Origin of the sequence: Alteromonas sp. RKMC-009, assembly GCF_003584565.2 — a bacterium.
Lineage (GTDB): Bacteria > Pseudomonadota > Gammaproteobacteria > Enterobacterales > Alteromonadaceae > Alteromonas.
Genome location: NZ_CP031010.1, coordinates 1,941,887 through 1,964,754 on the forward strand (window position 1 = coordinate 1,941,887; position 22,868 = coordinate 1,964,754).

18 protein-coding genes are annotated in these 22,868 nt (G+C 49.1%); 6 read left to right on the plus strand and 12 right to left on the minus strand.

Annotated features, from left to right (window positions below):
• Positions 1–33 precede the first annotated feature (33 nt).
• Complete coding sequence (locus tag DS731_RS08580; RefSeq protein ID WP_119503361.1) at positions 34–675, plus strand: response regulator; 642 nt, start codon at positions 34–36, stop codon at positions 673–675.
• A 55-nt stretch (positions 676–730) separates the two neighbouring features.
• Here the strand turns inward: DS731_RS08580 and DS731_RS08585 are convergent, their stop codons facing one another.
• Positions 731–4,123, minus strand: coding sequence for a PAS domain-containing hybrid sensor histidine kinase/response regulator (locus DS731_RS08585; protein ID WP_119500927.1), 3,393 nt, complete (start codon positions 4,121–4,123; stop codon positions 731–733).
• A 235-nt stretch (positions 4,124–4,358) separates the two neighbouring features.
• On the opposite strand from DS731_RS08585, the gene grpE reads away from it, so the two are divergent.
• The 3 genes from grpE to dnaJ all read left to right on the plus strand — a co-directional run bounded on the left by grpE (position 4,359) and on the right by dnaJ (position 8,324).
• Positions 4,359–4,973 (plus strand): nucleotide exchange factor GrpE, encoded by a 615-nt coding sequence (gene grpE / locus DS731_RS08590; protein WP_119503362.1) that lies wholly within the window; start codon positions 4,359–4,361, stop codon positions 4,971–4,973.
• 110 nt (positions 4,974–5,083) lie between these two features.
• Positions 5,084–7,012: a molecular chaperone DnaK gene (dnaK, locus tag DS731_RS08595; RefSeq protein ID WP_119500928.1), complete on the plus strand. Its 1,929-nt coding sequence runs from the start codon at positions 5,084–5,086 to the stop codon at positions 7,010–7,012.
• A gap of 181 nt (positions 7,013–7,193) precedes the next feature.
• Entirely contained in the window at positions 7,194–8,324 is a 1,131-nt protein-coding gene (dnaJ, locus tag DS731_RS08600) for a molecular chaperone DnaJ (protein WP_119500929.1), read from the plus strand.
• Positions 8,325–8,385: 61 nt separating this feature from the next.
• Here dnaJ and DS731_RS08605 read toward each other — a convergent pair whose 3' ends face one another.
• The 4 genes from DS731_RS08605 to DS731_RS08620 form a co-directional block, all read right to left on the minus strand.
• Positions 8,386–9,231 (minus strand): IS3 family transposase, encoded by an 846-nt coding sequence (locus DS731_RS08605; RefSeq protein WP_232373549.1) that lies wholly within the window; start codon positions 9,229–9,231, stop codon positions 8,386–8,388.
• The gene (locus DS731_RS08610; protein WP_119500931.1) at positions 9,228–9,728 is read right to left on the minus strand and encodes a helix-turn-helix domain-containing protein; all 501 of its coding nucleotides are present in this window, start codon (positions 9,726–9,728) and stop codon (positions 9,228–9,230) included. Before DS731_RS08610 ends, DS731_RS08605 begins: the two co-directional genes overlap by 4 nt.
• 74 nt (positions 9,729–9,802) lie before the next feature.
• The gene (locus DS731_RS08615) at positions 9,803–11,329 is read right to left on the minus strand and encodes a DUF3369 domain-containing protein (protein WP_119500932.1); all 1,527 of its coding nucleotides are present in this window, start codon (positions 11,327–11,329) and stop codon (positions 9,803–9,805) included.
• A gap of 156 nt (positions 11,330–11,485) precedes the next feature.
• Positions 11,486–12,874, minus strand: a complete 1,389-nt coding sequence (locus DS731_RS08620) for a GAF domain-containing sensor histidine kinase (RefSeq protein WP_119500933.1) — start codon at positions 12,872–12,874, stop codon at positions 11,486–11,488.
• 408 nt (positions 12,875–13,282) lie between these two features.
• Here DS731_RS08620 and DS731_RS08625 point away from each other — a divergent pair, with 408 nt between their 5' ends.
• Together DS731_RS08625 and DS731_RS08630 are read left to right on the plus strand one after the other, a co-directional pair.
• The gene (locus DS731_RS08625; protein ID WP_119500934.1) at positions 13,283–13,618 is read left to right on the plus strand and encodes a DUF3718 domain-containing protein; all 336 of its coding nucleotides are present in this window, start codon (positions 13,283–13,285) and stop codon (positions 13,616–13,618) included.
• Positions 13,619–14,026: 408 nt separating this feature from the next.
• Complete coding sequence (locus DS731_RS08630; RefSeq protein WP_119500935.1) at positions 14,027–16,825, plus strand: rhamnogalacturonan lyase; 2,799 nt, start codon at positions 14,027–14,029, stop codon at positions 16,823–16,825.
• 6 nt (positions 16,826–16,831) lie between these two features.
• On the opposite strand, the gene DS731_RS08635 is transcribed toward DS731_RS08630, so the two are convergent.
• The 7 genes from DS731_RS08635 to DS731_RS08665 form a co-directional block, all read right to left on the minus strand.
• The gene (locus DS731_RS08635) at positions 16,832–17,266 is read right to left on the minus strand and encodes a PIN domain-containing protein (protein WP_119500936.1); all 435 of its coding nucleotides are present in this window, start codon (positions 17,264–17,266) and stop codon (positions 16,832–16,834) included.
• Positions 17,263–17,484: an AbrB family transcriptional regulator gene (locus DS731_RS08640; RefSeq protein WP_119503363.1), complete on the minus strand. Its 222-nt coding sequence runs from the start codon at positions 17,482–17,484 to the stop codon at positions 17,263–17,265. Before DS731_RS08640 ends, DS731_RS08635 begins: the two co-directional genes overlap by 4 nt.
• Positions 17,485–17,603: 119 nt before the next feature.
• Positions 17,604–18,278 (minus strand): response regulator, encoded by a 675-nt coding sequence (locus tag DS731_RS08645; RefSeq protein ID WP_119500937.1) that lies wholly within the window; start codon positions 18,276–18,278, stop codon positions 17,604–17,606.
• Between the two features lie 2 nt (positions 18,279–18,280).
• Entirely contained in the window at positions 18,281–19,888 is a 1,608-nt protein-coding gene (locus tag DS731_RS08650; protein WP_232373515.1) for a sensor histidine kinase, read from the minus strand.
• 18 nt (positions 19,889–19,906) lie between these two features.
• Positions 19,907–21,424 (minus strand): tripartite tricarboxylate transporter permease, encoded by a 1,518-nt coding sequence (locus DS731_RS08655; RefSeq protein WP_119500938.1) that lies wholly within the window; start codon positions 21,422–21,424, stop codon positions 19,907–19,909.
• Positions 21,425–21,427: 3 nt separating this feature from the next.
• Positions 21,428–21,898 (minus strand): tripartite tricarboxylate transporter TctB family protein, encoded by a 471-nt coding sequence (locus tag DS731_RS08660; protein ID WP_119500939.1) that lies wholly within the window; start codon positions 21,896–21,898, stop codon positions 21,428–21,430.
• Complete coding sequence (locus tag DS731_RS08665) at positions 21,895–22,857, minus strand: Bug family tripartite tricarboxylate transporter substrate binding protein (protein ID WP_119500940.1); 963 nt, start codon at positions 22,855–22,857, stop codon at positions 21,895–21,897. Before DS731_RS08665 ends, DS731_RS08660 begins: the two co-directional genes overlap by 4 nt.
• Between the last annotated feature and the right edge of the window lie 11 nt (positions 22,858–22,868).

Below are 22,868 nucleotides of genomic sequence, written 5' to 3' on the forward strand. Positions count from 1 at the left end.
TAATTCATGAATATGACTCAAACGGATTTACCCATGCAGGCCAATGTACTGATAGCTGATGATCACCCGTTATTCCGCGCCGCCATGCGCCAGGCGCTGGCCGGTATCACCGGTGAGTCAGTGGTTGAGGCCTCAACATTCAGTGAAGCCAGAGACGCCCTGATTCAGGATGATAGTATTGAACTGGTGTTCCTGGACATTCACATGCCAGGCAACGATGGACTCACAGGGTTGAGTGAACTTCGCACCACATTTCCTGATGTGCTGGTGGTGATGGTGTCAGCGGAGGACAAACCGGATCTTATTCGTAAAGCCATCGATCTGGGGGCCAGCGGTTATATTCCCAAATCAACGCCATTGCCGTTAATTGCCGGTGCCGTCAGTCAGGTGCTGGATGGTGGTCAATGGTTGCCGGACGGGCTGGAGGCTGAATTAGCCTCTCATGAAGACGCCGCTCAGGCAGAATTTGCAGAACGACTGGCTCAACTCACACCGCATCAGTTTACAGTGCTCAAAATGATGGCAGATGGTTTGCTGAACAAACAGATTGCCTGGGAATTGTCTATTTCCGAATCCACAGTGAAACAACATGCTTCGGCGGTGTTGCGTAAACTCAACGTGATAAACCGTACCCGTGCCGGCGTGCTTTTCCGTCAACTCACCGGCGCGGAGTAGTGTCAGTACATCAGGTAATTGTGACTATAAAGCGCGCAGTCAGGCTGACTGTGGTTTACCCGTCTGTGATGATAAGCTTTTTCAGCATGCGCTTTAAGGCAGCGGGTTTTACCGGCTTAGGTAAATAGCGCAAACCCGCTGCTGCCGCTTCATCTCTCACACCGTCTTCCCGGTTCGCTGTATTGAGAATACCGGGTACATCTTTTTGCCAGAAGTCTTTTAACGCAACGGCCGATGTTGTGCCTTTTTCGCCGTAATCCAGGTGAAAATCAACCAGCATCACATCCGGCGCCTGAGGACAAACGGCTCTGGCCTGTTGCAATGACTGACTACCGGTGACCGTCGCGCCCCAACCGGTGAGCAGGGTTTTCATCGCAGTCATGATCTGGTCATCGTTTTCCAGCACTAAAATGTGTTTTTCAGCCAGCCAGTTTGCCGTATTTGCCATGTTTGGATTGATATCTGCTGCAAGCATATTGCTACTTTTCTGCAGTGCCCTTACACCACGGGGTAACGTCACTGTAAATACCGTTCCTTTACCCACTTCCGATTCCAGCGCAACAGGATGACCGAGAAGCTGGCTGATCCTTTCAACAATGGTCAGCCCCAGACCCAGCCCCTGATTACCGGGTAAATGTTCCAGTTGATGAAATTCATTAAAAATCGCTTTTTGCTGACCCGCAGGGATCCCGGTTCCGGTGTCGTAAACCCTGATTTGAATCTGATTGTCTGACCGTCGCCGGACGCCAATCAGCACTTTGCCTTCCGGGGTGTACCGGATCGCGTTTGAAATCAGATTCTGGATAATACGCCGGAGCAGTTTTTTGTCTGAACGCACAACCAGCGCAGAGGGAATATAACGAAGTGACAGCGCTTTTTGTTCTGCAATAACCTTAAACTCATCCACCAAGGGTGTCAGCATGTCGTCGAGGGCAAATTCGGTGACTTGCGGGACTAATACTCCGGACTCAAGTTTAGTCATATCCAGCAAGGTAGACAGCAATGATTCGGCACTGTTCAGCGATGTCACCAGTCCCTGTGACAGACTTGCCAGTCCGGTGCCTTCGGTTTTCTGCGACAACATGCCGGCAAACAGGGTAGCGGCGTTGAAAGGTTGCATCAGATCGTGACCTGCAGCAGCCAGAAAGCGGGTTTTACTTTCGCTCGCCCGGTCGGCTTCCTGCTTCGCCTGTTCAAGCTGAGCCGTACGTTGTGCTACGCGAACCTCAAGATCTTCTTTTGCTGCCCGCAGTTCATCCTGAATGCGTATATAGGCCGTAATGTCGCTGTAGGTAGTTACGTAACCACCGTGGGGCAACGGGCTGCCGTTAAGCTCTATTACCCGACCGTCGGGTTGCTTGCGGATATACTGGTAACTGCTGCCGTTTTCCATGTAAGCAACCCGTTTGCTTATTTCTGTTTCAACATCCGGAAGATTGCCCAGCAGGCCGCGCTCAGCGTTGTACTGCAATAAGGACTGGATCGGCATACCGGCCTTCAGGAATCCCGGTGGATAGCCAAACAACTCTGTATAGCGGTCGTTCCAGGCCAGCAGGGAAAGATCCTGATCCAGTACGCTTATCCCTTGCTGTATATTTTGTACCGAAGACTGCAATATGTCGTGATTAAACTGGAATGACTGGGAAGCTTCTTCTACCCATTCTACGATGTCACTGAGTTCGCCGCCGCGCTTTTGCGCAATGGCTGAAAGCAGAATACGGGCACCCGGTGTGCCCATCTGAGCAGCCAGTAATTTTTCTACCCGTGACAACAGGCCTGCACTGGCAAACCCTTCTGCATAGGCAGAAGAATGGGACAACTGACTTTTAAGTGTGCGGTGCACCGATGGCTCCAGTACCCGGCCGGTGAGCAGGAACAGATCTCTTAATCTGATTGCCAGATCAGGATGACTGTCGCTGACGATATCGCCTGTATCCGGTGCCTGAACAGACCTGGCGCTGCCCTGATTAAAAAGCAGAGACAATCCTGCCAGTGTGACCAGGTTAATAAACAGGCTGATGATAAAACTCCGGCCCAGCTCCAGTTCAGTCGGCGGACTTTCAAAGTAATAGCTCGACAAAATAGAAGGGTAGAGCAGCCAGGCGCACCAGCAACAAAAACCGGTGAAAATGGCAATAATGACGGCTGTCTTTGATGTCTTTTTCCAGTACAGACTTAACAACATTGCCGGCAGCAGTTGACCAAGTAACGCAATAGCAATCACACCGCTTTTCACCAGTGGTGCAGACTGACTGACGTTCACGTGATACCAGTACGCCACTGACAGCACAACAAGCACGGTTAAACGTCGTACTGTCAGCAGGGTCGACGGCGTCATGGTGTTATGTGGATCGTCTTTGAGGCGGATTTTCAGCCATAAAGGCGTGATAAGGTTGTTGGAAATCATGATGCCAAGGGCAAGGGTTGCCACGATAATCATACTGGTGGTGGCTGACAGACCACCTATCAGCGCGGCCAGCGCCACACCGGCATTGCCGGCCTGTAATGGTAATGCCAGTACAAAGGCGTCTGTTTTTACCACTGAGGTGTCCAGTAACACGTGCCCGGCCAGTGCAACCGGCAGAATAAACGTCGTCATGCCAAGCAGGTAGAGAGGAAACAGCCAGCGTGCGGTGCGCATTTCTCCTTCACCGTTACACTCAACAAAATTCATATGAAATTGTCTGGGCAATACAAAAAGTGAGCAAACTCCCAGCAGGACGTGACTGGCATACACCAGCGGTGCGCTGTCTGCGTACAGCACTTCTCTGGCAACGGGGTGACTGGCAGCCTGAGCGATTAAGTCAAAAGGCCCGCTGAACAGGCCATAGCAGACAAAAATACCGACGATGGAAAGCCCTACCAGTTTCACCACCGATTCTACGGCAATGGTCAGCACCAGCCCGGGATGTTTATCGGTAAGGTTTAATGTGCGTGTACCGAACAAAATGGCAAACAGAGCCATGAGTCCGGCGACATACAAGCCAACCGTGTTGGTTCCCTGTTCCGCATCATAAGCAATCAGGCGGATACTGGCTGAAATGGCATCGAGTTGAAGTGCAATGTACGGGATAACGCCGGTAAAACACAATACGGTGACTGAGGCAGCCAGAAAATGTGAATGCCTGAAGCGCAGGGCGAAGAAGTCTGCCAGTGAGGTCACATTATTTTTCTGGCAATAACGGGAAATTTTTATCAGCACCGGAAAAAGAAAAGCCATACCGGCAATGATCCCGGCATACGTCGGTACCAGTGCCCAGCCAAATTGTGACGCCTGAGTGGTTGTGCCGAAAAATGCCCAGGAAGTGCAGTGAATGCCTAACCCTAAACTGTACAGCACCGGATGCTGCTGATTGTCGCGCAAACGCTTGTCTCCCCAGAAGGCAACAAGAAACAAAAACGTGAGATAAATCACGGTAATAACGCCGACAGTCCAGATACTAAACATGACCAGAAAGAGATGAAAACAATTCGTTAACAAACTCTACAGCAAACCCGTTGGCAAGCAAATCAGAAAAAAATCGCGGTTTAGCCACAAATTTTTCATGGATACCCTTGAAGGGTGGGTAAGTAACCCCATTAATAGCCCCACTGAACGCATTCACGCAGCCTGTGGCACGGACTTTCCTGTGCAGGCCGCTAAGCAAAAATTCACCGCAGATGAGTATTGTTGGGAGGATAGCATGAGCGAAGATCGCGACGTGCAGGATCAAAAACAGCCTGAAGACGCAGAAGTGATTCAGGGTGAAGTAGTTAACGAAGACGCTGCAGAGGCGCAACCGGTTTCTGAGCACGAGCAGAAAGTTTACGAACTGGAAACGGCTTTATCTGACGCTCAGGCGCAGATTAAAGAACAACAGGACAGCGTATTACGTGCCCGTGCTGATATGGAAAATGCCCGCCGTCGTGCTGAAGCTGAAGTGGAAAAAGCCCGTAAATTCGCGTTAGAGCGTTTTGCCGGTGAACTGCTTCCGGTTATCGATAATCTGGAACGTGCTATCCAGGCCGGTGACGGTGAAAACGATGCGGTTAAGCCATTGCTTGAAGGCGTGGATATGACGCTGAAATCTTTCGTCAGCACAATTGAAAAATTCGGTTTAACACCTATTGATCCACAGGGTGAAGGTTTTAACCCGGAACTGCATCAGGCGATGTCTATGCAGGAAAGTGCAGATCATGCGCCGAACACCGTAATGGCCGTGATGCAGAAAGGGTATCAAATTAACGGTCGCCTGCTTCGTCCGGCCATGGTGATGGTGTCCCGTGCACCTGAAGGTGGCGTTGATACGCAGGCTTAACCGGGGCGGAAGCCAAAAACGACAGATTTTTTCTGGCGACTATTGAAATGGTGCGGGAATAACCCCACTAATAATGCAGAAATTAAAGATTCTTATTTTGGAGACACGTAATGGGTAAAATCATTGGTATCGACTTAGGTACAACGAATTCATGTGTCGCAGTTCTAGACGGCGACAAACCTCGCGTAATTGAAAACGCCGAAGGCGATCGCACAACCCCCTCTATCATCGCTTACACAAACGATGGTGAGACTCTGGTAGGTCAGTCTGCGAAGCGTCAGGCAGTAACCAACCCGACAAATACTTTATTCGCTATCAAGCGTCTGATCGGTCGCCGCTTCGAAGATAAAGAAGTACAGCGCGATATCGACATCATGCCTTACAAAATTGTTAAAGCTGACAATGGTGATGCATGGGTTGAGACCAAAGGCGAAAAAATGGCGCCTCCTCAGATTTCAGCTGAAGTGCTGAAGAAAATGAAGAAGACTGCGGAAGACTTCCTGGGCGAAGAAGTAACCGGTGCTGTTATCACAGTACCTGCATACTTCAACGACTCTCAGCGTCAGGCGACTAAAGACGCCGGCCGTATCGCTGGTCTGGAAGTAAAACGTATTATCAACGAGCCGACTGCTGCTGCCCTTGCTTACGGCATGGACAAGAAGAAAGGCGATAACGTTGTTGCGGTTTACGACTTAGGTGGTGGTACGTTCGATATCTCTATCATCGAAATCGATGAAGTTGACGGCGAGCACACCTTCGAAGTGCTGGCAACTAACGGTGATACTCACTTAGGTGGTGAAGACTTCGATAACCGTGTAATTACTTACCTGGTAGACGAATTCAAGAAAGATCAGGGCATTGACCTGCGTAAAGATCCGCTGGCTATGCAACGTCTGAAAGAAGCCGGTGAAAAAGCGAAAATTGAACTGTCTTCTTCACAGCAAACAGAAGTTAACCTGCCGTACATCACTGCTGATGCGACAGGTCCTAAGCACTTAGCGATTAAACTGACCCGTGCGAAACTGGAATCTCTGGTTGAAGACATGGTGAAAGATTCTCTGAATCCTGTTAAGCAGGCGCTGGCTGATGCTGACCTGTCAGTATCTGATATCCACGATATCATTCTGGTTGGCGGTCAGACGCGCATGCCTCTGGTTCAGAAGTACGTTACTGATTTCTTCGGTAAAGAGCCACGTAAAGACGTGAACCCTGACGAAGCAGTTGCTGTTGGTGCGGCAATCCAGGGCGGTGTATTGTCCGGTGATGTGAAAGACGTACTGCTGCTTGACGTGACGCCTCTGTCTCTGGGTATTGAAACCATGGGTGGCGTAATGACGTCACTGATTGAGAAGAACACTACGATTCCTACTAAGAAATCGCAAACCTTCTCAACGGCGGAAGATAACCAGTCTGCGGTAACAGTACACGTACTGCAAGGTGAGCGTAAGCAAGCTGCCGGTAACAAGTCGTTAGGTCAGTTCAACCTTGAAGGTATCCGTCCTGCGTCACGTGGTACACCGCAAATCGAAGTAACTTTCGACCTGGATGCCGACGGTATTCTGCACGTGTCTGCGAAAGACAAAGATACTGGTAAAGAGCAGAAGATCACCATCAAAGCATCTTCTGGTCTGAGCGATGAAGAAATCGAAAAAATGGTTGCTGATGCGGAAGCAAACAAAGAGTCTGATGCGAAGTTCGAAGAACTGATTCAGGCCCGTAACCAGGCTGATGGTATGATTCACGCTACCCGTAAGCAGCTTGATGAAGTTGGCGATGCATTAAGTGCCGACGACAAAGCGCCAATCGAAGCCGCTATTTCAGCGCTGGAAACCGCCACTAAGGGCGAAGACAAAGCTGAAATCGAAGCGAAAACGCAGGAGCTTATCCAGGCGTCTTCTAAACTGATGGAAGCAGCTCAGGCGCAAGCCGGTGCAGCGGGCGGCGCAGATGCCGGTGCTGAACAGCAAGCTTCCGGTAAGAAAGCGGAAGACGACGTTGTTGACGCTGAATTCGAAGAAGTGAAAGACGACAAAAAATAAGCTGTAGTCAGTGTGTCTCCGGTACTTTGTGCCGGAGTGCTGTACAAGCCGGGCGCAGCAGGAAGTTCTTGTTGCGCCTTTGTCGTGTAAAGACCGGCTCATTGCCGGATGATTTAAAAGTGTGTGGTTTAAGACAACTTGAACCGGGTGCTTGATGTAACGAGTAGGAAAAGTAAGCGATATGTCGAAACGTGACTACTACGAAGTGCTGGGTGTAGATAAAGGTGCTGGCGAACGCGATATTAAGAAAGCGTATAAAAAGCTGGCAATGAAATATCACCCCGATCGCACACAGGGCGATAAAGCACTGGAAGAAAAATTTAAGGAAATCCAGGAAGCCTATGAGGTTCTGACCGATTCGCAGAAACGCGCTGCGTATGATCAGTACGGTCATGCCGGTGTGGATCCGAATCGTGGTGGTGCAGGCTTCGGCGGTGGCGCAGACTTTGGTGACATCTTCGGTGATGTATTCGGCGATATCTTTGGTGGTGGCCGCGGTGGACGTCAGTCCCGCGCACGTCAGGGAGCTGATTTACGTTACAACCTGGAATTATCGCTTGAAGAAGCGGTGCGTGGTAAAGAAGTTGAAATCCGCGTACCTACGCTGGTGGAATGTGATTCGTGTCACGGCTCCGGTGCGAAAAAAGGCACTTCGCCGACTACGTGCCCAACCTGCCATGGTAACGGTCAGGTACAAATGCGTCAGGGTTTCTTTGCTGTCCAGCAAACCTGTCCGACGTGTTCCGGGCGGGGCAAAATTATTTCCGACCCTTGCAATGCCTGTCATGGTCATGGTCGCAAAGAAAAAACAAAAACCTTGTCGGTTAAAATTCCGGCGGGCGTTGATACCGGTGACCGCATCCGCTTAACCGGCGAAGGCGAAGCAGGAGAGAACGGTGCACCGGCAGGTGATCTGTATGTTCAGGTTCATGTGCGCGAGCATGATATCTTCCAGCGTGACGGCAATAACCTGTACTGCGAAGTACCACTGAGTTTCACAACCGCTGCCCTGGGCGGCGAGCTGCAAGTACCGACCCTTGACGGTAAAGTGAAGCTGAAAGTGAGCCCGGAGACCCAAACCGGCCGTATGTTCCGTCTGCGCGGAAAAGGCGTGAAGTCGGTAAGAAGCGGCGTAACCGGCGACCTGATGTGTAAGGTAGTGGTTGAGACCCCGGTTAACCTGTCTGCAAGACAAAAAGAATTGCTGCAGGAACTGGACGACTCCATGGGAGGCGATTCTGCAAAGCACCGTCCGAAGGAAAAAGGTTTCTTTGACGGCGTGAAGAAATTTTTCGACGACCTGACTAACTAATCAAATCCAAAGCATTTAAAAAGCCCTCGTATGAAGTGACCCCATAAAGTTGGACTCATTTCTAAGCGGCTGCCAAGGCCTGATTTCGATATTGTATCGGACTCAGGCCTTTTAGTTTCAGCTTAATACGCTCGTTGTTGTAATAGTCGATATATTCTTTGATGCTTTCAATCAGTTCGTCGGCATCGTTGAACTTCTCGTTGTGATACATTTCCGTTTTTAATATGCCGAAGAAGTTCTCTGCGACGGCATTGTCTAAACAATTTCCTTTCCTGGACATGCTTTGAACTAGCCCGTTTGCTTTGATGTGATTTTGGTACTCTTTATGTTGGTATTGCCAGCCCTGATCCGAGTGAATAAGCGGCTTCTCATGTCGCTGTAGCTTACTCGTCGCGGTTTTGAGCATGTCTGTGACTAGTGGCAGTGCAACCGATGTGCGTACTTCATAGCTGACAACCTCTTGGTTAAACAGGTCAATTATCGGTGACAGATAGACTTTCTGGTCTTTGACTTTAAACTCAGTCACATCGGTCACCCATTTTTGATTTGGCTTCACTGCCGTAAATTCTCGATTAAGTTCATTGCCTGCGATTCTGCCGACTTCACCTTTATAGGACTTGTAACGTTTAGGTCTTACCTTGGATTTTAACCCCAGCTCATTCATCAGGCGTTGTACGCGCTTGTGATTAACTATCAAGCCTACTGTTCTCAGCGCAGAAGTAACTCTGCGATAGCCGTACCGCCCTCTATGTTTATGAAAGATAGTACGTATTTTTTCGCTTAAGCCAATATCGGGACACGACCGTTCTAGCGTATTACGATGATAGTAATAAACGCTTTTCGGGAGTCCTGTGATTTTTAATAGATTTTGTAAGCTGTAACTAGCCTTGAGCTCTTCGACAACTATCGTTTTGTCTTTGCTTTTTTCTTTCTGGCTTGAGCCAAGGCTTCTAACTTTTTTAGAACAGCATTCTCCGCACGTAAATAGTCCAACTCTTCTCTGAGTTCCTTCTCCGTCATTTCAGTTGATGGTTTAGGTGCAGAAGGTTCTTTTTTCACGCGAGGTTTACCTTTTTTCTTTGGTTTTAGACCGGAGATACCATCGTGAGCATAAAGCTTTTGCCATTGGAAAAGAATCCCAGGGGACGATAAATCGAAGAAGGCGCTGGTGTAACTAAGTGACCAGTTGTTAGCTGCCATTGTTTTCAACACATCTGTTTTAAATGCTTGAGAATATGGCCTGTGAGTAGACCTGAAGCTTTCAGCGCCATGAATTCGATAAACAGCAGTCCAATATCGGACCTGCCTTTCTGTGACATTAAATCTGCCACCTATCGCCGAAGAACTTTCAGATAAAGCACACTCAGCTACTTTGAGCTTGAAGGCTCGAGGATGTTTGGACATAAAAAGACCCCCAGTAATTGGAATGTCCAACTATTGGGGGTCACTTCAGTATGAGGGCTTTTTTGTGTTTGAGGCTATTCCTCATCCGGTGCCTGAGCGCGGATTTCCTGAATCTGGTCAAAATGCTCCAGCATGACATGTGTGATGATAGGGTCGAATTGCTTACCGGCATTTTCATTCAGGTAAGCTTTAACATCTTCTGCGCTCCAGGGCGGCTTGTAGCAGCGTTTTGATAACAGTGCATCGACAACATCAACGATAGCCATGATACGGCCTTCAACAGGAATATCGTCACCGGCCAGTCCTTCCGGATAGCCGTCACCATCCCAACGTTCATGGTGGGTTTTGGCAATGATAGCGCCCATCTTCGCGACAATTTTGTCGGAGCCAGCCAGTAACTCATAGCCTTTCTGAGCGTGGGTTTTCATGATTTCCCACTCATCCGGTGTAAGCTTATCCGGCTTGTGCAGAATAGTCTCCGGAATACTGATTTTGCCCACATCATGCAGGGCAGAAGCATAGCGGATGGTTTCAATAAACTCGTCACTCATGAACAGTTTTTCAGCCAAAAACTCTGACATCAGCATGACACGCTTAACATGGCCGCCGGTTTCTTTACTACGCATTTCTATGGCATCACTGAGCACCATAATCAGCTCTTTCTGGGTATGCTGAATATCTTCTTTGTGCATCAGGTTCTGGAAAATGACGGACACATTTGAGGCAAACATTTCCAGCGTTTTCAACTGAAACTTATTCAGCGGCTCACTTAGTTCCACATACAGAATATTATGGCTGTCTTTACCTGTGGGATAGTAGCCGATGAACAGCTCTTCAGATTGGAAATGAGATTTCTTCTCCAGGACTTCTTTCACTTTCTCCGCAATTTCGTCCGGGATCTCTGCTGAAACGCCTTCTTTACTTAATCCCACCAGATCACCGCTGGCACCGAGTACGGTCATTTTTGTGTGGCCGTACAAGTCCGTGTGCTGGGCAGATAAATACAGTACAGAGTTATTCAGATTAAGCAGAGTCAGGGTTTGTTTTAACACTGCGGTGCCGAATTGTCCCAGCGACTGGCTTTCCAGAATTGAAGATGAAGACTGTAACACGCCTTCGATGCCCCGTTTACCTTCCTCAATAGTCTGGATATCACGGTAGGAGCGGATAGCCGTGTACACACAGGATTTCAGTTTTGAAGAGGTCAGTTCGGTTTTCGACTTGTAATCGTTGATATCATAGCGGCTGATCACTTCTTCTTCCGGTGCCTGACCAGGCTGCCCGGTGCGTAAAACTAAACGTGTCGTACGGTTCTTAAGTGTATTGCGAATGGCGTCGATAAGGTTCAGACCAGCTTCATCTGTCTCCATGACCACGTCGACAAAAGCCAGCGCGATGTCTGGCGTATTTTTGAAGAGTTCAAGTCCTTCCTTAGCGCTGTATGCCGACAATAATTCGAGATTGCGGTTCTCAAAGGTAAATTTTTGCAGCGTGAGTTTCGTGACCTTATGCACATCACGTTCATCGTCAATAATGACTACTTTCCAGGGGGGGAGCTTAGATTTCTTGACTGCAATCTCTGACTTTTTAAAAAACGGCATATACGACTAAAAAAAGTTTGCGTTACTTAAACTTAATTCACAATCTGCGATACCGCAAATGTGAACAGGCAGATAACTTCAAATTATCAAAAAGCCAGCCTCAGCCTGAAGGTGGCTCATGGTGCCGGAGCGGTAATATCCATTCTTAATCGTCAATTATGACTCAAGTTCACCGCTCACCGGGCGAATTTTCAGGCGGAATGTGGTGCCTTCGTCCGGTGCTGAGATGAGTTCAACTTCGCCCTGAAGTTTTTGGATAACAAGATTGTATAAAATGTTCAGACCAAGACCGGTGCCGCCCTGATCCCGCGCGGTGGTGTAGAAAGGTTCGAAGACTTTTTTGTGCAGTGAAGCCGGAATACCCTTACCGTTGTCACTGACACTGATGATGACGCCGTCATCCACACCATAGCAGCCCACGGTTATCAGATTACCCTTGTCATTTTTATAGCCATGAAATCCGTGTCGTTGTGCATTGGAAAGTAAATTAGTAAGTAGCTGGGCAATAATACCCGGACTGGTAATGATGGTAGTGTCAGGATGAATATCCAGTTTAAGTTGGATATTGTCTTTTTTAAGCATGGGCCGCAGCGGATTACATACTCTGGGAATGTAATCATCGAGAGACAAACGTTCCACGTCCATGGATGTCTGGTCGGCAGAGGTACGTTTGAAGTCCTGTACGAGGTCGGCAGCCCGGAAGAGGCTGGATTCAGCCAGATTGAGTCCTTCGTTGCATATGTCATTAAAATCCCTGAAGCCTTCTTCCGAAAGCTCCCCGGATTCAAAATCCTTATAAATCCCGGCCAGCTCCTCCTTACAGTTACTGACAGAAGTAAGCGCAATGCCAAGTGGTGTATTAATTTCGTGCGCAATGCCGGCCACCAGATTCCCCAGTGCTGCCATTTTTTCTGACTGAACCAGTTTCTCCCGTGCTGATTCCAGAGATCGGAGAGTATCTTCAAGCTCTGCAGTACGATCCTTAACTTTTTGTTCCAGCGTCTGATTAGCTTCAATGAGCTTATTCTCATAATCAGCCCGCTCCTTGGCACTTACTGCGCGGCCGTATAAGTCGGCCAGCGCTGCAGCAAACACGATTTCATCGGGATCCCACTGTCTCGGGTTTCCGCGATGTTCGCAGCATATTATTCCAATCATATTACCACGGTGACGTATAGGTACATCGAGCATGGCGTTAATATTCAGGGGAGTCAGGTAGCATTCAGCAAATTCGAAGGTTGCAGGGTCGGTCATTGCATTATCAGCGGCAATGGTCCGCTCTGAATCCAGTGCAGCAAAATAGTGAGGGAAGTCCGTTCTGCTTAATACAATCGCTTCCTGATCGAGTGTTTCTCCTTTGTCTATGAGCAATGCACACTCTATATGTGATTGAGTTGTGTCGTAAAGCCAGATCCCCGCACGTTCGATATTCAGGCCCTTACAAACAGAGTGAATAATAAGTTGGGAAGCGACGGCGAGTTCACCCTTATCGATGTCTTCACTTTGGCTGACTGTAAGAAGAATTGACTCAAGCGCTTCTTTCATTTTGACATACCGGCGTTAATTCAAAGGAGCTTTAGTTGATGGCATATTCGTATGAGAAGCCGGCTTCATAAACAGAAAAACCGGATCCTGAACATCAGCATAGTTAAACCTTAAGAATTTTAAAGGTACTTCACACCGGCGTATTCAGCAAACCGGGCATCTCAGTTCTAGCCTAAAGTTCAATCGCGGCATTACATCCGGTCTTCTATTCGAATGAATGTAAATAGCACTAATTATTAGTCAATACGGCTACTTAAGCTGGCTAAAATAATCACTCATTTTTGCTGCCATCAGAGTGTTTAAAATTAAGTTATTGATTTTAAATGTTCAAAAAAGTTGGCACTTCCATTGCGATAGTAAGAGCAAGCATAACGCTTAAATCTCTTAATAATTGAAAAGGAAATAATTATGAAAGCATTTACGAAAACTCTGGCTGTTGTTGGTTTGTCTTTTGGTGCAATGGGTATGGCAAACGCAAGTCCTGAACTGACGCCTGCAGATACAGCAGTGACGTCAAAAATTTGTGTCACCGCAGCAACCGGCAGCAAACTGAAGCTTCGAAATGCGCTGGAAGATGCAGGTCTGACTAAGCACTATGTTGAAAATAATGTTACCTGTAATGGCCTGCCCATTGTTGAATTTGTTGCACAGTACAGTGACAACCCTGACAGCATTAACGCCTTTATCACCAGTGGTAAATATGTGGCTGACAACTACATCGCGAGTGTAAAACCCCGTCATTAATCCGGTTTTGCGTTATGTTTACTTACCCCGCAGGGATGTCGGCGTTGCCGGAGCGGGGTGAGGTAAACATCTGGACTTCCTTCCTTATATTCTGTTTACTCTCCCTATCATTCGTTTTATCCCGTCACTTTTATGGAACCCCGTCAGACCGGTGAAAAGTACGATCGTATCGCTCGCTGGTGGCATGCGGGAATGACTGCGGTTAACACATTGAACTTGATCAGTATCCGCAAAAACATGTGCTGATTGTTGCCAGAAGGCAATAATAGAAACAGTTCAGGTGACAGCGAATTTTCGCATTTGAACCAAACTGACAGAAGTTGACAGGTTTGGCTTGAGTCCTTGCGTGTAATTTTCTAGTTTACGAAAAATTAACATTTGTGTTGATATTTCGGACAAGGAAAATACATGATATTCCAGACTAAGCATCGCGCACTAAAATCCGGCCGCCTTATCACCGGCGCCTTAATCCCTCCCGTCCTTATGCTCAGTGCCGCATGCGCTGATGCCAGCGACAGACACAGACAAAATCAAAGTGATCCCGCTACCGGTATCATCATGGAATCCCTCGACCGGGGACTGGTTGTCATTCCCGCTGAGCAGGGCAACGCGGTGAGCTGGCGGTTGCTGGGCACCGATCCGCTCGATATTTCCTTTGATATTTACAGGAACGGTCACAAGCTGAACGGTAAAAAGCTATCCGGTGCGACTTTCTTCACCGACCCGCAGGGAGACAAAGATGATGTGTATGAAATTAAAGCTTCCGGCCTGAACAACAAAAATAAACGCAAAAAAGATCGCAGTGCTGCCATGGCCACAGCCTGGCAGGATGTGATGCTGCACATCCCGCTGAACAAGCCTGCGGACGGCTGGGTAAACGGACAATCCTTCACGTATTCGGCCAATGACGGCTCGGTGGCGGATTTAACGGGAGATGGCCGGTACGAAGTCATTGTTAAATGGTATCCGTCAAATGCCAAAGACAATTCACAGGCCGGTCATACCGGAAACACGTATCTGGATGCTTATACTTTGGAAGGACAGCAACTTTGGCGTATCGACCTTGGCAGGAATATTCGCTCCGGCGCCCATTATACTCAGTTTGTTGCCTATGATTTCGATCAGGATGGGCGGGCAGAAGTCGCCATGAAAACGGCGGATGGCACTGTGGACGGAGAGGGTATGGTAATGGGTGATGCCAATGCTGATTACCGTAACAGTCAGGGCTACGTGCTGGACGGGCCTGAATTTCTGACCATGTTTGATGGTTTGTCAGGAAAGGTACTGGATACCATTGATTATGTCCCTGAGCGGGGCAGTGTAAGCAGTTGGGGGGATGGTTACGGAAACCGGGTGGATCGCTTTCTTGCCGGCGTGGGCTATTTTGACGGCTCCACACCCACCGCTTTTTTCGCCAGAGGGTATTACACCAGAGCAGTTGTCAGTGCCTTTGACTGGGTTGACGGTCAGTTTGTCAGCCGCTGGGTATATGACAGTAATAACGGCGGTGCAGATGCCGGTGGATATGGTCAGGGAGCCCACAGCATTTCTGTGGGAGATGTTGACGGCGACGGCAAAGACGAGATCGTGTACGGCGCCGCCACCATCGATGATGATGGCCATTTGCTGTACAGCACGGATTTAGGTCACGGTGATGCTTTGCATATGTCGGATATCGATCCTGAACGTCCCGGTCTTGAAATTCATATGGTGCATGAGTCACCGTCTGCTTATACCAAAGACGGTACAGAGTATGGCGTTGAATTGCATGATGCCGCCACCGGTGAAATATTATGGCACCGCCCGGGCAATGGCACCGATGTGGGACGTGGCGTAAGTGCCGATATTGACCCGGCATATGTTGGTAATGAGAACTGGGCAACACGGGGCGGACTCGTCGCTGCCAACGGAACGGTTATTTCGGATACCCGGCCGTCTCAGGTAAATTTTTTATCCTGGTGGGATGGTGATTTGAATCGCGAGTTACTGGATGGCAACCGGATCTACAAGTGGCAGCCGGCTACGGAAACCTCTGAAGTCATACTTGACGGTAGCCAATGGGGCGCCGTGTCGAATAACGGCACGAAAGCAACGCCGGTTCTGTCAGCAGATATATTGGGTGACTGGCGGGAAGAAGTCATCTGGGCCAACAGTGACAGCAGTGCTTTACTTCTCTTTTCTACCACTGAAGACACGGAATACCGTATTCCGGCATTGATGCACAACCCACAATACCGGACAGCTATTGCGTGGCAAAACGTGGGTTATAACCAGCCGCCTCATCCTTCCTTTTACCTGGGAAGTGATATGAAAGCTATGCCGGTGTATGACATTCAGACACAAAAGAGTCAGCTGTGGCTGAAGCCTGTTGCCCGCGGAAATGCAGACTCGGTTGAAATCAGCGTTCATTCAAACGGCTATCCTTACAAGGGAATGACATTGTATAAGAGTTTATCTGACGATCCGGAAACCCGGGAATTGCTCACTACACTGGACAGCGGTGAAAGCCGCTTTGTGGACACTGATGTCGAACCGGACACCCGGTATTACTACTGGGGCAGTGTAAAAAGTAAGCATGGTGAGCCTGAGTTATTGCCTGTGACAACTGCAACATTAACCTCAAGCGACATACCGGAAATCCGCACTTATCATCAAAGTTCTGCCAGCCCGGTAACCCTGAGCTGGTTCACTGCGAATATTGAAGTGAGTAGTGTATTTGTGTTCCGCGCAGAGCGTGCAGAAGGTGAAGCTGATCCCGTTTTTGAACAGGCATCAAGCGTCGCTTCACTTGCAGCGGATTCAACACAGTGGACAGATGAATCATCAGTGCCCGGTACGCCGTACATTTACTGGCTGGTGTTTGATACTGCATCAAAAGGCCAGATAATCAGTGCTCCGGTGAATGCTGAACGTCTGCTGGAGCCCAAAACACATTTATCTGCAGTGCAAAACGGTGATGGTATTGTGGTCAGCTGGCAACTGGAAGATTTCCCTCAAGCTATTCGTGGTGTACAACTTTACCGGAACACCAAAGCAGAACTGAGCGGGCGCACGCGTATCAGTCCGTCAGCGCCGGTCAGCGGCAGTCTGACCGACACCCTGTCACTGGTAAATGGTACAACCTACTGGTACATGTTTAAACTGACCATGGAAGACGGTACAACCTACAACACCGAACCGGAAGCTGCGGTTACTTTTGTGCAGTAGCCGTTGTTAAGGATGTCTGGTACCGGAAATACTCAGGGCTGCTTTGTCGAAGGTGTAAACCGGGATGTCCTGTTTATGGTTTAATTGTCCAAAGCGTTTGGCTTTGTTTACTATAAGTGCATCGGGAAAATCGGCTTGTTTCGCTTTTCCCGATACCTTCAAAACTACTGCGTTATCAAAATCCCTCAGCGCTGCCCACACAGCCTGAGCATCTTCAAATATGACCCGGGGCTCTGCAAAGAGTGCATAGATTACATCGCTGATCTGTTCCTTACTCAGGCCGTACCGTTTACCTTTCAAAGTCCAGACTGTCTCTGTCAGAACAATATCAGTTATCAGTACATCATTTATACCCGATAACAATGCATTGGCTTTTTCTGCCTGAGCGGTTTCGTCCTGCAGTAAATATCGCAGGAGAACATTTGTGTCAATTGCTATCATTTTCTGACTGCGCTCTCCAGAGACTCCTGTTCACTGACAACAGCTTCAACGGGGATGTTTTTAAGTATGCCTTTTGCAGCTCCGGCTTGTTTCTTAACAATTGAAATAACGCCCTGTCTGTCGACAAAACTTATAACATCATCGCCGGCATTAATATGTGCACTAATGCACTGATCAACCGGCAATGTTATTTGTCTCTTTGCACTTACTTTAGCCATGATGCTGTCTTTACTATCTTCATAAAAGTAAAGAATAGCAAAGCTGTATTGATCGTCAACTTGACGAAAGGTCAGTTTAAAGTGGAAGCAGGATGGACCCGGCATGGACGATAGACGGGTTATCTCAACCGGTAGCAGCGCTCGGGGCGGCCCACGTTGCCGTAAACCTGTTCAGCAATGAGCTCTTCGGTTTCCAATAAGTATTCGAGATAGCGACGGGCGGTGGAGCGGCTTACGCCGACAGTGTCACCAACCTGTTGTGCACTCAGGCTGTCTTTAGGCGCTGCAGTAAAGACCTGCTGTATTTTTTGAAGTGTCAGGCCATCTACGCCTTTGGGTAAGCGCTGCGCCTTTCCGTCGCTCTGCCGGCTGAAGAATTGATCCACGACAGTTTGCGTAAGCTCTGACGCACCGGATAACTGCTTATGGCGGTTCTCAAAGTGCTGCAGGGCCTGTTCCAAACGACTTTGCAGAATCGGTTTTACCAGAAAGTCAGACACGCCTAATTTCATTGCCTGCTCCAGTACCTGTACTTCTTTCGCTGCCGTTAGCAGAAACACTTCTGTCTTCTGCAATTCATCGTGATGGCTTTTCATCAGTTCAAGGCCATTACCGTCGGGCAGATAAACATCCAGCAGAAGTAAGTCAGGCTGCATGGCGCCGAGCAAAGCTTCAGCTGCCGCCACGTTATTTGCCATGCCCATCACCATGTAGCGACCGGTTTGAATGAGGTACTGAGCCAGATACTGGGCTACGTGGGGCTGATCTTCAACAATAATACAAGAGTAGGGCATAACTATTTTGACACTTCTGTTCTCGGAATATACACAGAGAAGCGGGCTCCGCCTGATTCCGACTCGCCAATCTCGATACTGCCGTTGCAGCCTTCAAGATGCGTTTTCACTATATACATGCCCACTCCATGACGGGCATCAGATTTTGAGCTGAACGACGGTGCGAAAATACGTTCATATTCAGCAGCGGGAATACCGTCACCGCTGTCTTCAACATCGAAAACGATATTATTGCCCATTTCTTCCAGGCTCACACTGACTTTTGCCGGCCGGTGACTGCTCGCACGCTGGGACGCTTCGATGGCATTATCGATCAGGTTACCGAAGATAGAAACCAGACATTCGAGTAAGTGTTTATCGTTAATCACAGAAAGCTGCGTATCCGGACTGATGTCCAGCGCCACATTGCCTTCCTGTGCTTTGTGATATTTGCCGAACAACAAAGCGGCGAGCACCGGCGTTTGTACCCGGCCGACCAGACTGTGTACCTGCGTCTGCACTTCCTGACTTTCATTACTGATCAGTTCAAGGGCTTTTTCCACATTCCCCATCTGCAGCAAGGCGGCAAGGGTATTCAGTTTGTTCGAGTAATCGTGAGTCTGAACCCGCAGCAGCTCAGCAAACGCTTCCACCCGTGCAAGTTGCTGTGACAAATGTTCCACTTCATCGGCAGGACGCATAGTCAGCATCAGGCCGGCCATCTGACCCTGAACTTGTAAAGGTACGCGGGATAACACCAGCCATTGCTGATTGGCAAACAGTTCGAAACCACGGATGTGTTTGTCGGTGTTTTTCAGCAGAAATTCTGCATGCTGGGGCAGGATGTCGTTTATCGTGCCGCCGTTTTCGTTCTCAGCGAATAACAATACCCTGGCACGCTGGTTCATGCGTTGTATTTTACCGTCCAGTGTCATGGCAATGATACCGGTCCGCACGGTGTTAAAGATAGCTTCCTGCTCGGCATACAAGCGGCCAATTTCATCCGGTTGCAGACCAAATAAACGACTACGCACACGGTTACCAATCCAGCGCGCGGCAATCACAGCCAACGCCAGAATTACAAAAATAACGCCCAGGATAAGCCAGGTTTGTTGCTCAATGGCGAGGCTTACTGATTTTTCCAAAAATCCCACAGACACCAATCCGATGATATCGCCACTGGCATTGATAACCGGCGCTTTACCACGGATTGACGGACCCATAGAACCCGTTGAAGAGGAGATGTAATAGTTGCCTTCCAGTGCAGCCTGACTGTCGCCGCCTTGCATTGGCTGGCCGACACGATCTGTTACCGGGTGAAATAAACGGATTTTACTTTCGTTCCCAATGACAACATAACTGGCGCCGTAACCGTGTTGCAGCAGAGCGAGTTCCCGCTGAAGCGGTTCAGGAACGGATTCTGCTTCTACAGCATGGATGATATCGGGACGACTGGCGAGGGAACGGGCAATGGCAAGCGCCTGTTGCCCGGTTTTTTCTTCAATGACAGAAGCCAGCAGGTACTGACTGGCAAAGCCTAATACAGCAAGCTGTAGCAGGCTCATTACAACGATGGCGGCAACTAACCAGGATTCCAGTTTGTTACGAATGAAATAACGTTTTGTTGCCACCAGTTATTTTGCCCCTTTTTAGTCCGGCGTTGCCGTTGTATTTGCCCGGCGGTTTTTGACAAAACCTAACAGCGGTACCAGCAACACAACAATTGCCACGATCAGAATCGACAGGGTAAGCGGCCGCTCCCAGATGAAACTGAATGAACCGTCTGAAATCAGCATGGCACGACGGAAGTTGCGCTCAATCATGTCGCCCAAAATAAAGCCCAGTAGCAGCGGGGCCATAGGGAATTGTAATATGCGCAGGACAACCGCCACGAAGGCAAACCCGATCATCATAAATAAATCGAATGTGTTAAAGGATACCAGATACACACCAATTAAACTGAAGAACAGAATAAAAATGGTCAGCAGTGATTTGGGCAATACCAGCACTTTGGCCAGATACGGGATCAGTGGCAGGTTCAGGATGAGCAGTACCACGTTACCAAAATACATGGACACAATGACAGACCAGAATACGTCAGGATTTTCCTGCATAAGCAGCGGTCCCGGTTGTAAGCCGTAAGCAATCAGTGCACCCAGCATAATTGCCGTAGTACCTGATCCAGGGATCCCCAGCGTTAACAAAGGGACAAATGAACCTGTACACGCCGCGTTGTTCGCTGCTTCAGGTGCAGCAAGACCACGCTTGGCACCCTGGCCAAACTCTTTCTTGAAGCGGGCAGGGGCCAGATTTCTTTCTGCGGCATAGGCCATAAAGCTGGCGATGGTTGCACCGGCACCGGGCAAAACACCAATTAAAAAGCCAAGGATGGATGAACGGCCTACTGATGGCGCGATTTCTTTTACTTCGTCTTTGCTCAGCTTAAAGCTGCCCAATTGATTACCGCCCATGCTGGTGTCTTTAGCACTGTCAGGCTTAATGACATTCATCAAGGCTTCTGACAAGGCAAAAGTGGCCATAGCAATCAGCAGAAAGCTCAGCCCGTCCAGCAAATCGGGCTGGCCGAAAGTAAAGCGCTCAGTACCGGATGACGGGTCGATACCAATGGTGGACAGGGCAAGACCAAATACGGTCATCATCATGGCTTTTAAAAATTCGCCGTTGCTGGAGAACGCTGCAATAGCGGTTAAACCTACCAGCATTAACATCACGTAGTCGCCGGAATGGAAACTCAGCGAGACTTCTGCCAGCGTAGGAGCCGCTACCATCAGCATTACCGCACCGATGGTACCGCCTGTGAACGAGGCCCAGGCTGCGATGGCCAGTGCCTTACCGGCCTGTCCCTTCATAGCCAGAGGATAACCGTCGAAGGATGAGGCGACGGTGCCGGCAATGCCCGGTGCGTTAATCAAAATGGAGCTGGTTGAGCCTCCAAAGATGGCACCGTAATAAACTCCGGCCATCAGAATCATGCCTGAACTGGGGCCGATACTGTAGGTGATCGGGATCATTAAAGCGATGGCAGTAATGGGTCCTAAGCCCGGGAGCATACCGATAAAGGTACCGACCAGACAGCCAATCACAACATACATCAAATTGTGCCATTGGAATGCGGCATCCAGGCCTATCATCATTGCATCAAACATGGGTTAACTCCAGAGGCTGCCGGGGGCCAGGTAAATATCAAGAAGTTGGGTCATGAGGAGCCAGAAAAACACCACCATAGGGACTGAGGCGAACAGCACTATGCGGGCGCGTCTTTCTCCCATAACCCAAAAGCCGGAAATCAGAAAAATAAGTGTTGCTACAATGAACCCTAACGGATCGAGCAGCGCGCTGTAGATCACCATCAGCAGCATAACAATCGCGGTCTGACGAACGGTATGTTTAGTGATCCCAAGCGGCTTTTGTTCGCCCTGTGGTTCCTTGCTTTTAATAACATGGCTGACGATAGCTAAAAAACTGAACAGGGCGCCTGCCATGGCGTAGAGTTTTGGCATAGTGGATGAATCCACCACTTCATATTGTTCAAACGGTAGCAGAGGAATTTGCCAGGCATAGATACCGTAAAACGTGAAAAAAACGAGAAACAGGGCAGGGCCGGTTAACTGACGTGTCATTGTTGTTGCTCCTGTTGAATAAAGCCAAGTTGAATCATCAGGGTCTTAATTTGTGCTTCCTGGGCTGCCAGGTCTGCGGCAAAATCGTCCGTGGTACGGAACAAATCCATCCAACCGTTCCGGTCACGAACTGCCGCCCACTCAGGGGTTTTCAGCAGCGCGGCGTATTTATCGATATATTCCTGTACTTTTTCATCAGATGTATCAGGCGCTGCAAACAATCCACGCCAGTTTACGAACGTTGCGTCGTAGCCCAGCGATTTTAAAGTGGGAATATCCGGATAGGCGGGCACGGTTTCAGGGGCTGTGATGGCTAAAATACGTGCCTGGCCACCTTCTGCAATTTCCAGTGCTTCGCTTAATCCGGTAGAAAGCATTTGTACTTCACCTGAAAGCAGTCCGGCTTTTGCCTGACCGCCTGCGTCATAAGGGATGTAGCGGATGCGGGCACCGTCTAGGCCGGCAGCATTGACTGCCAGCGAAGCCACCAGATGATCCATACTGCCCCGTGCAGAACCGCCTGCGATGGTCAGTTCACGGACGTTTTTGGACAGGATCGCTATGGCTTCATTCCAACTTTTGATGGGCGAGTCTTCTCGCACCACAAAGGCGCCGTAGTCGGCAATTATGCTGGCAACGGGCTTCACATCACGGTAGCTGAAGGGTACCTGACCGGTTAACGCACGGATTACAATAGGCGTAGAATTAACCATTAACATATCGCCGTGTTTGTTACCGGATTCAATCAGATAAGCGATAGCGCGACCACCACCACCACCGGACATGTTCTGAAACGAAGCGTTATCTGAAATACCTGACTTCATCAACGCTTCCCCGATACCACGACCGGTAGTGTCCCAGCCGCCGCCGGGACCGCCGGGGATCAGAAAGTGATCCTTGGCGAAGGCACTGGCACTCACCAGCCACAATATTGCAGCACTAATCAAAACAGAACGCATGAATCCCTCCG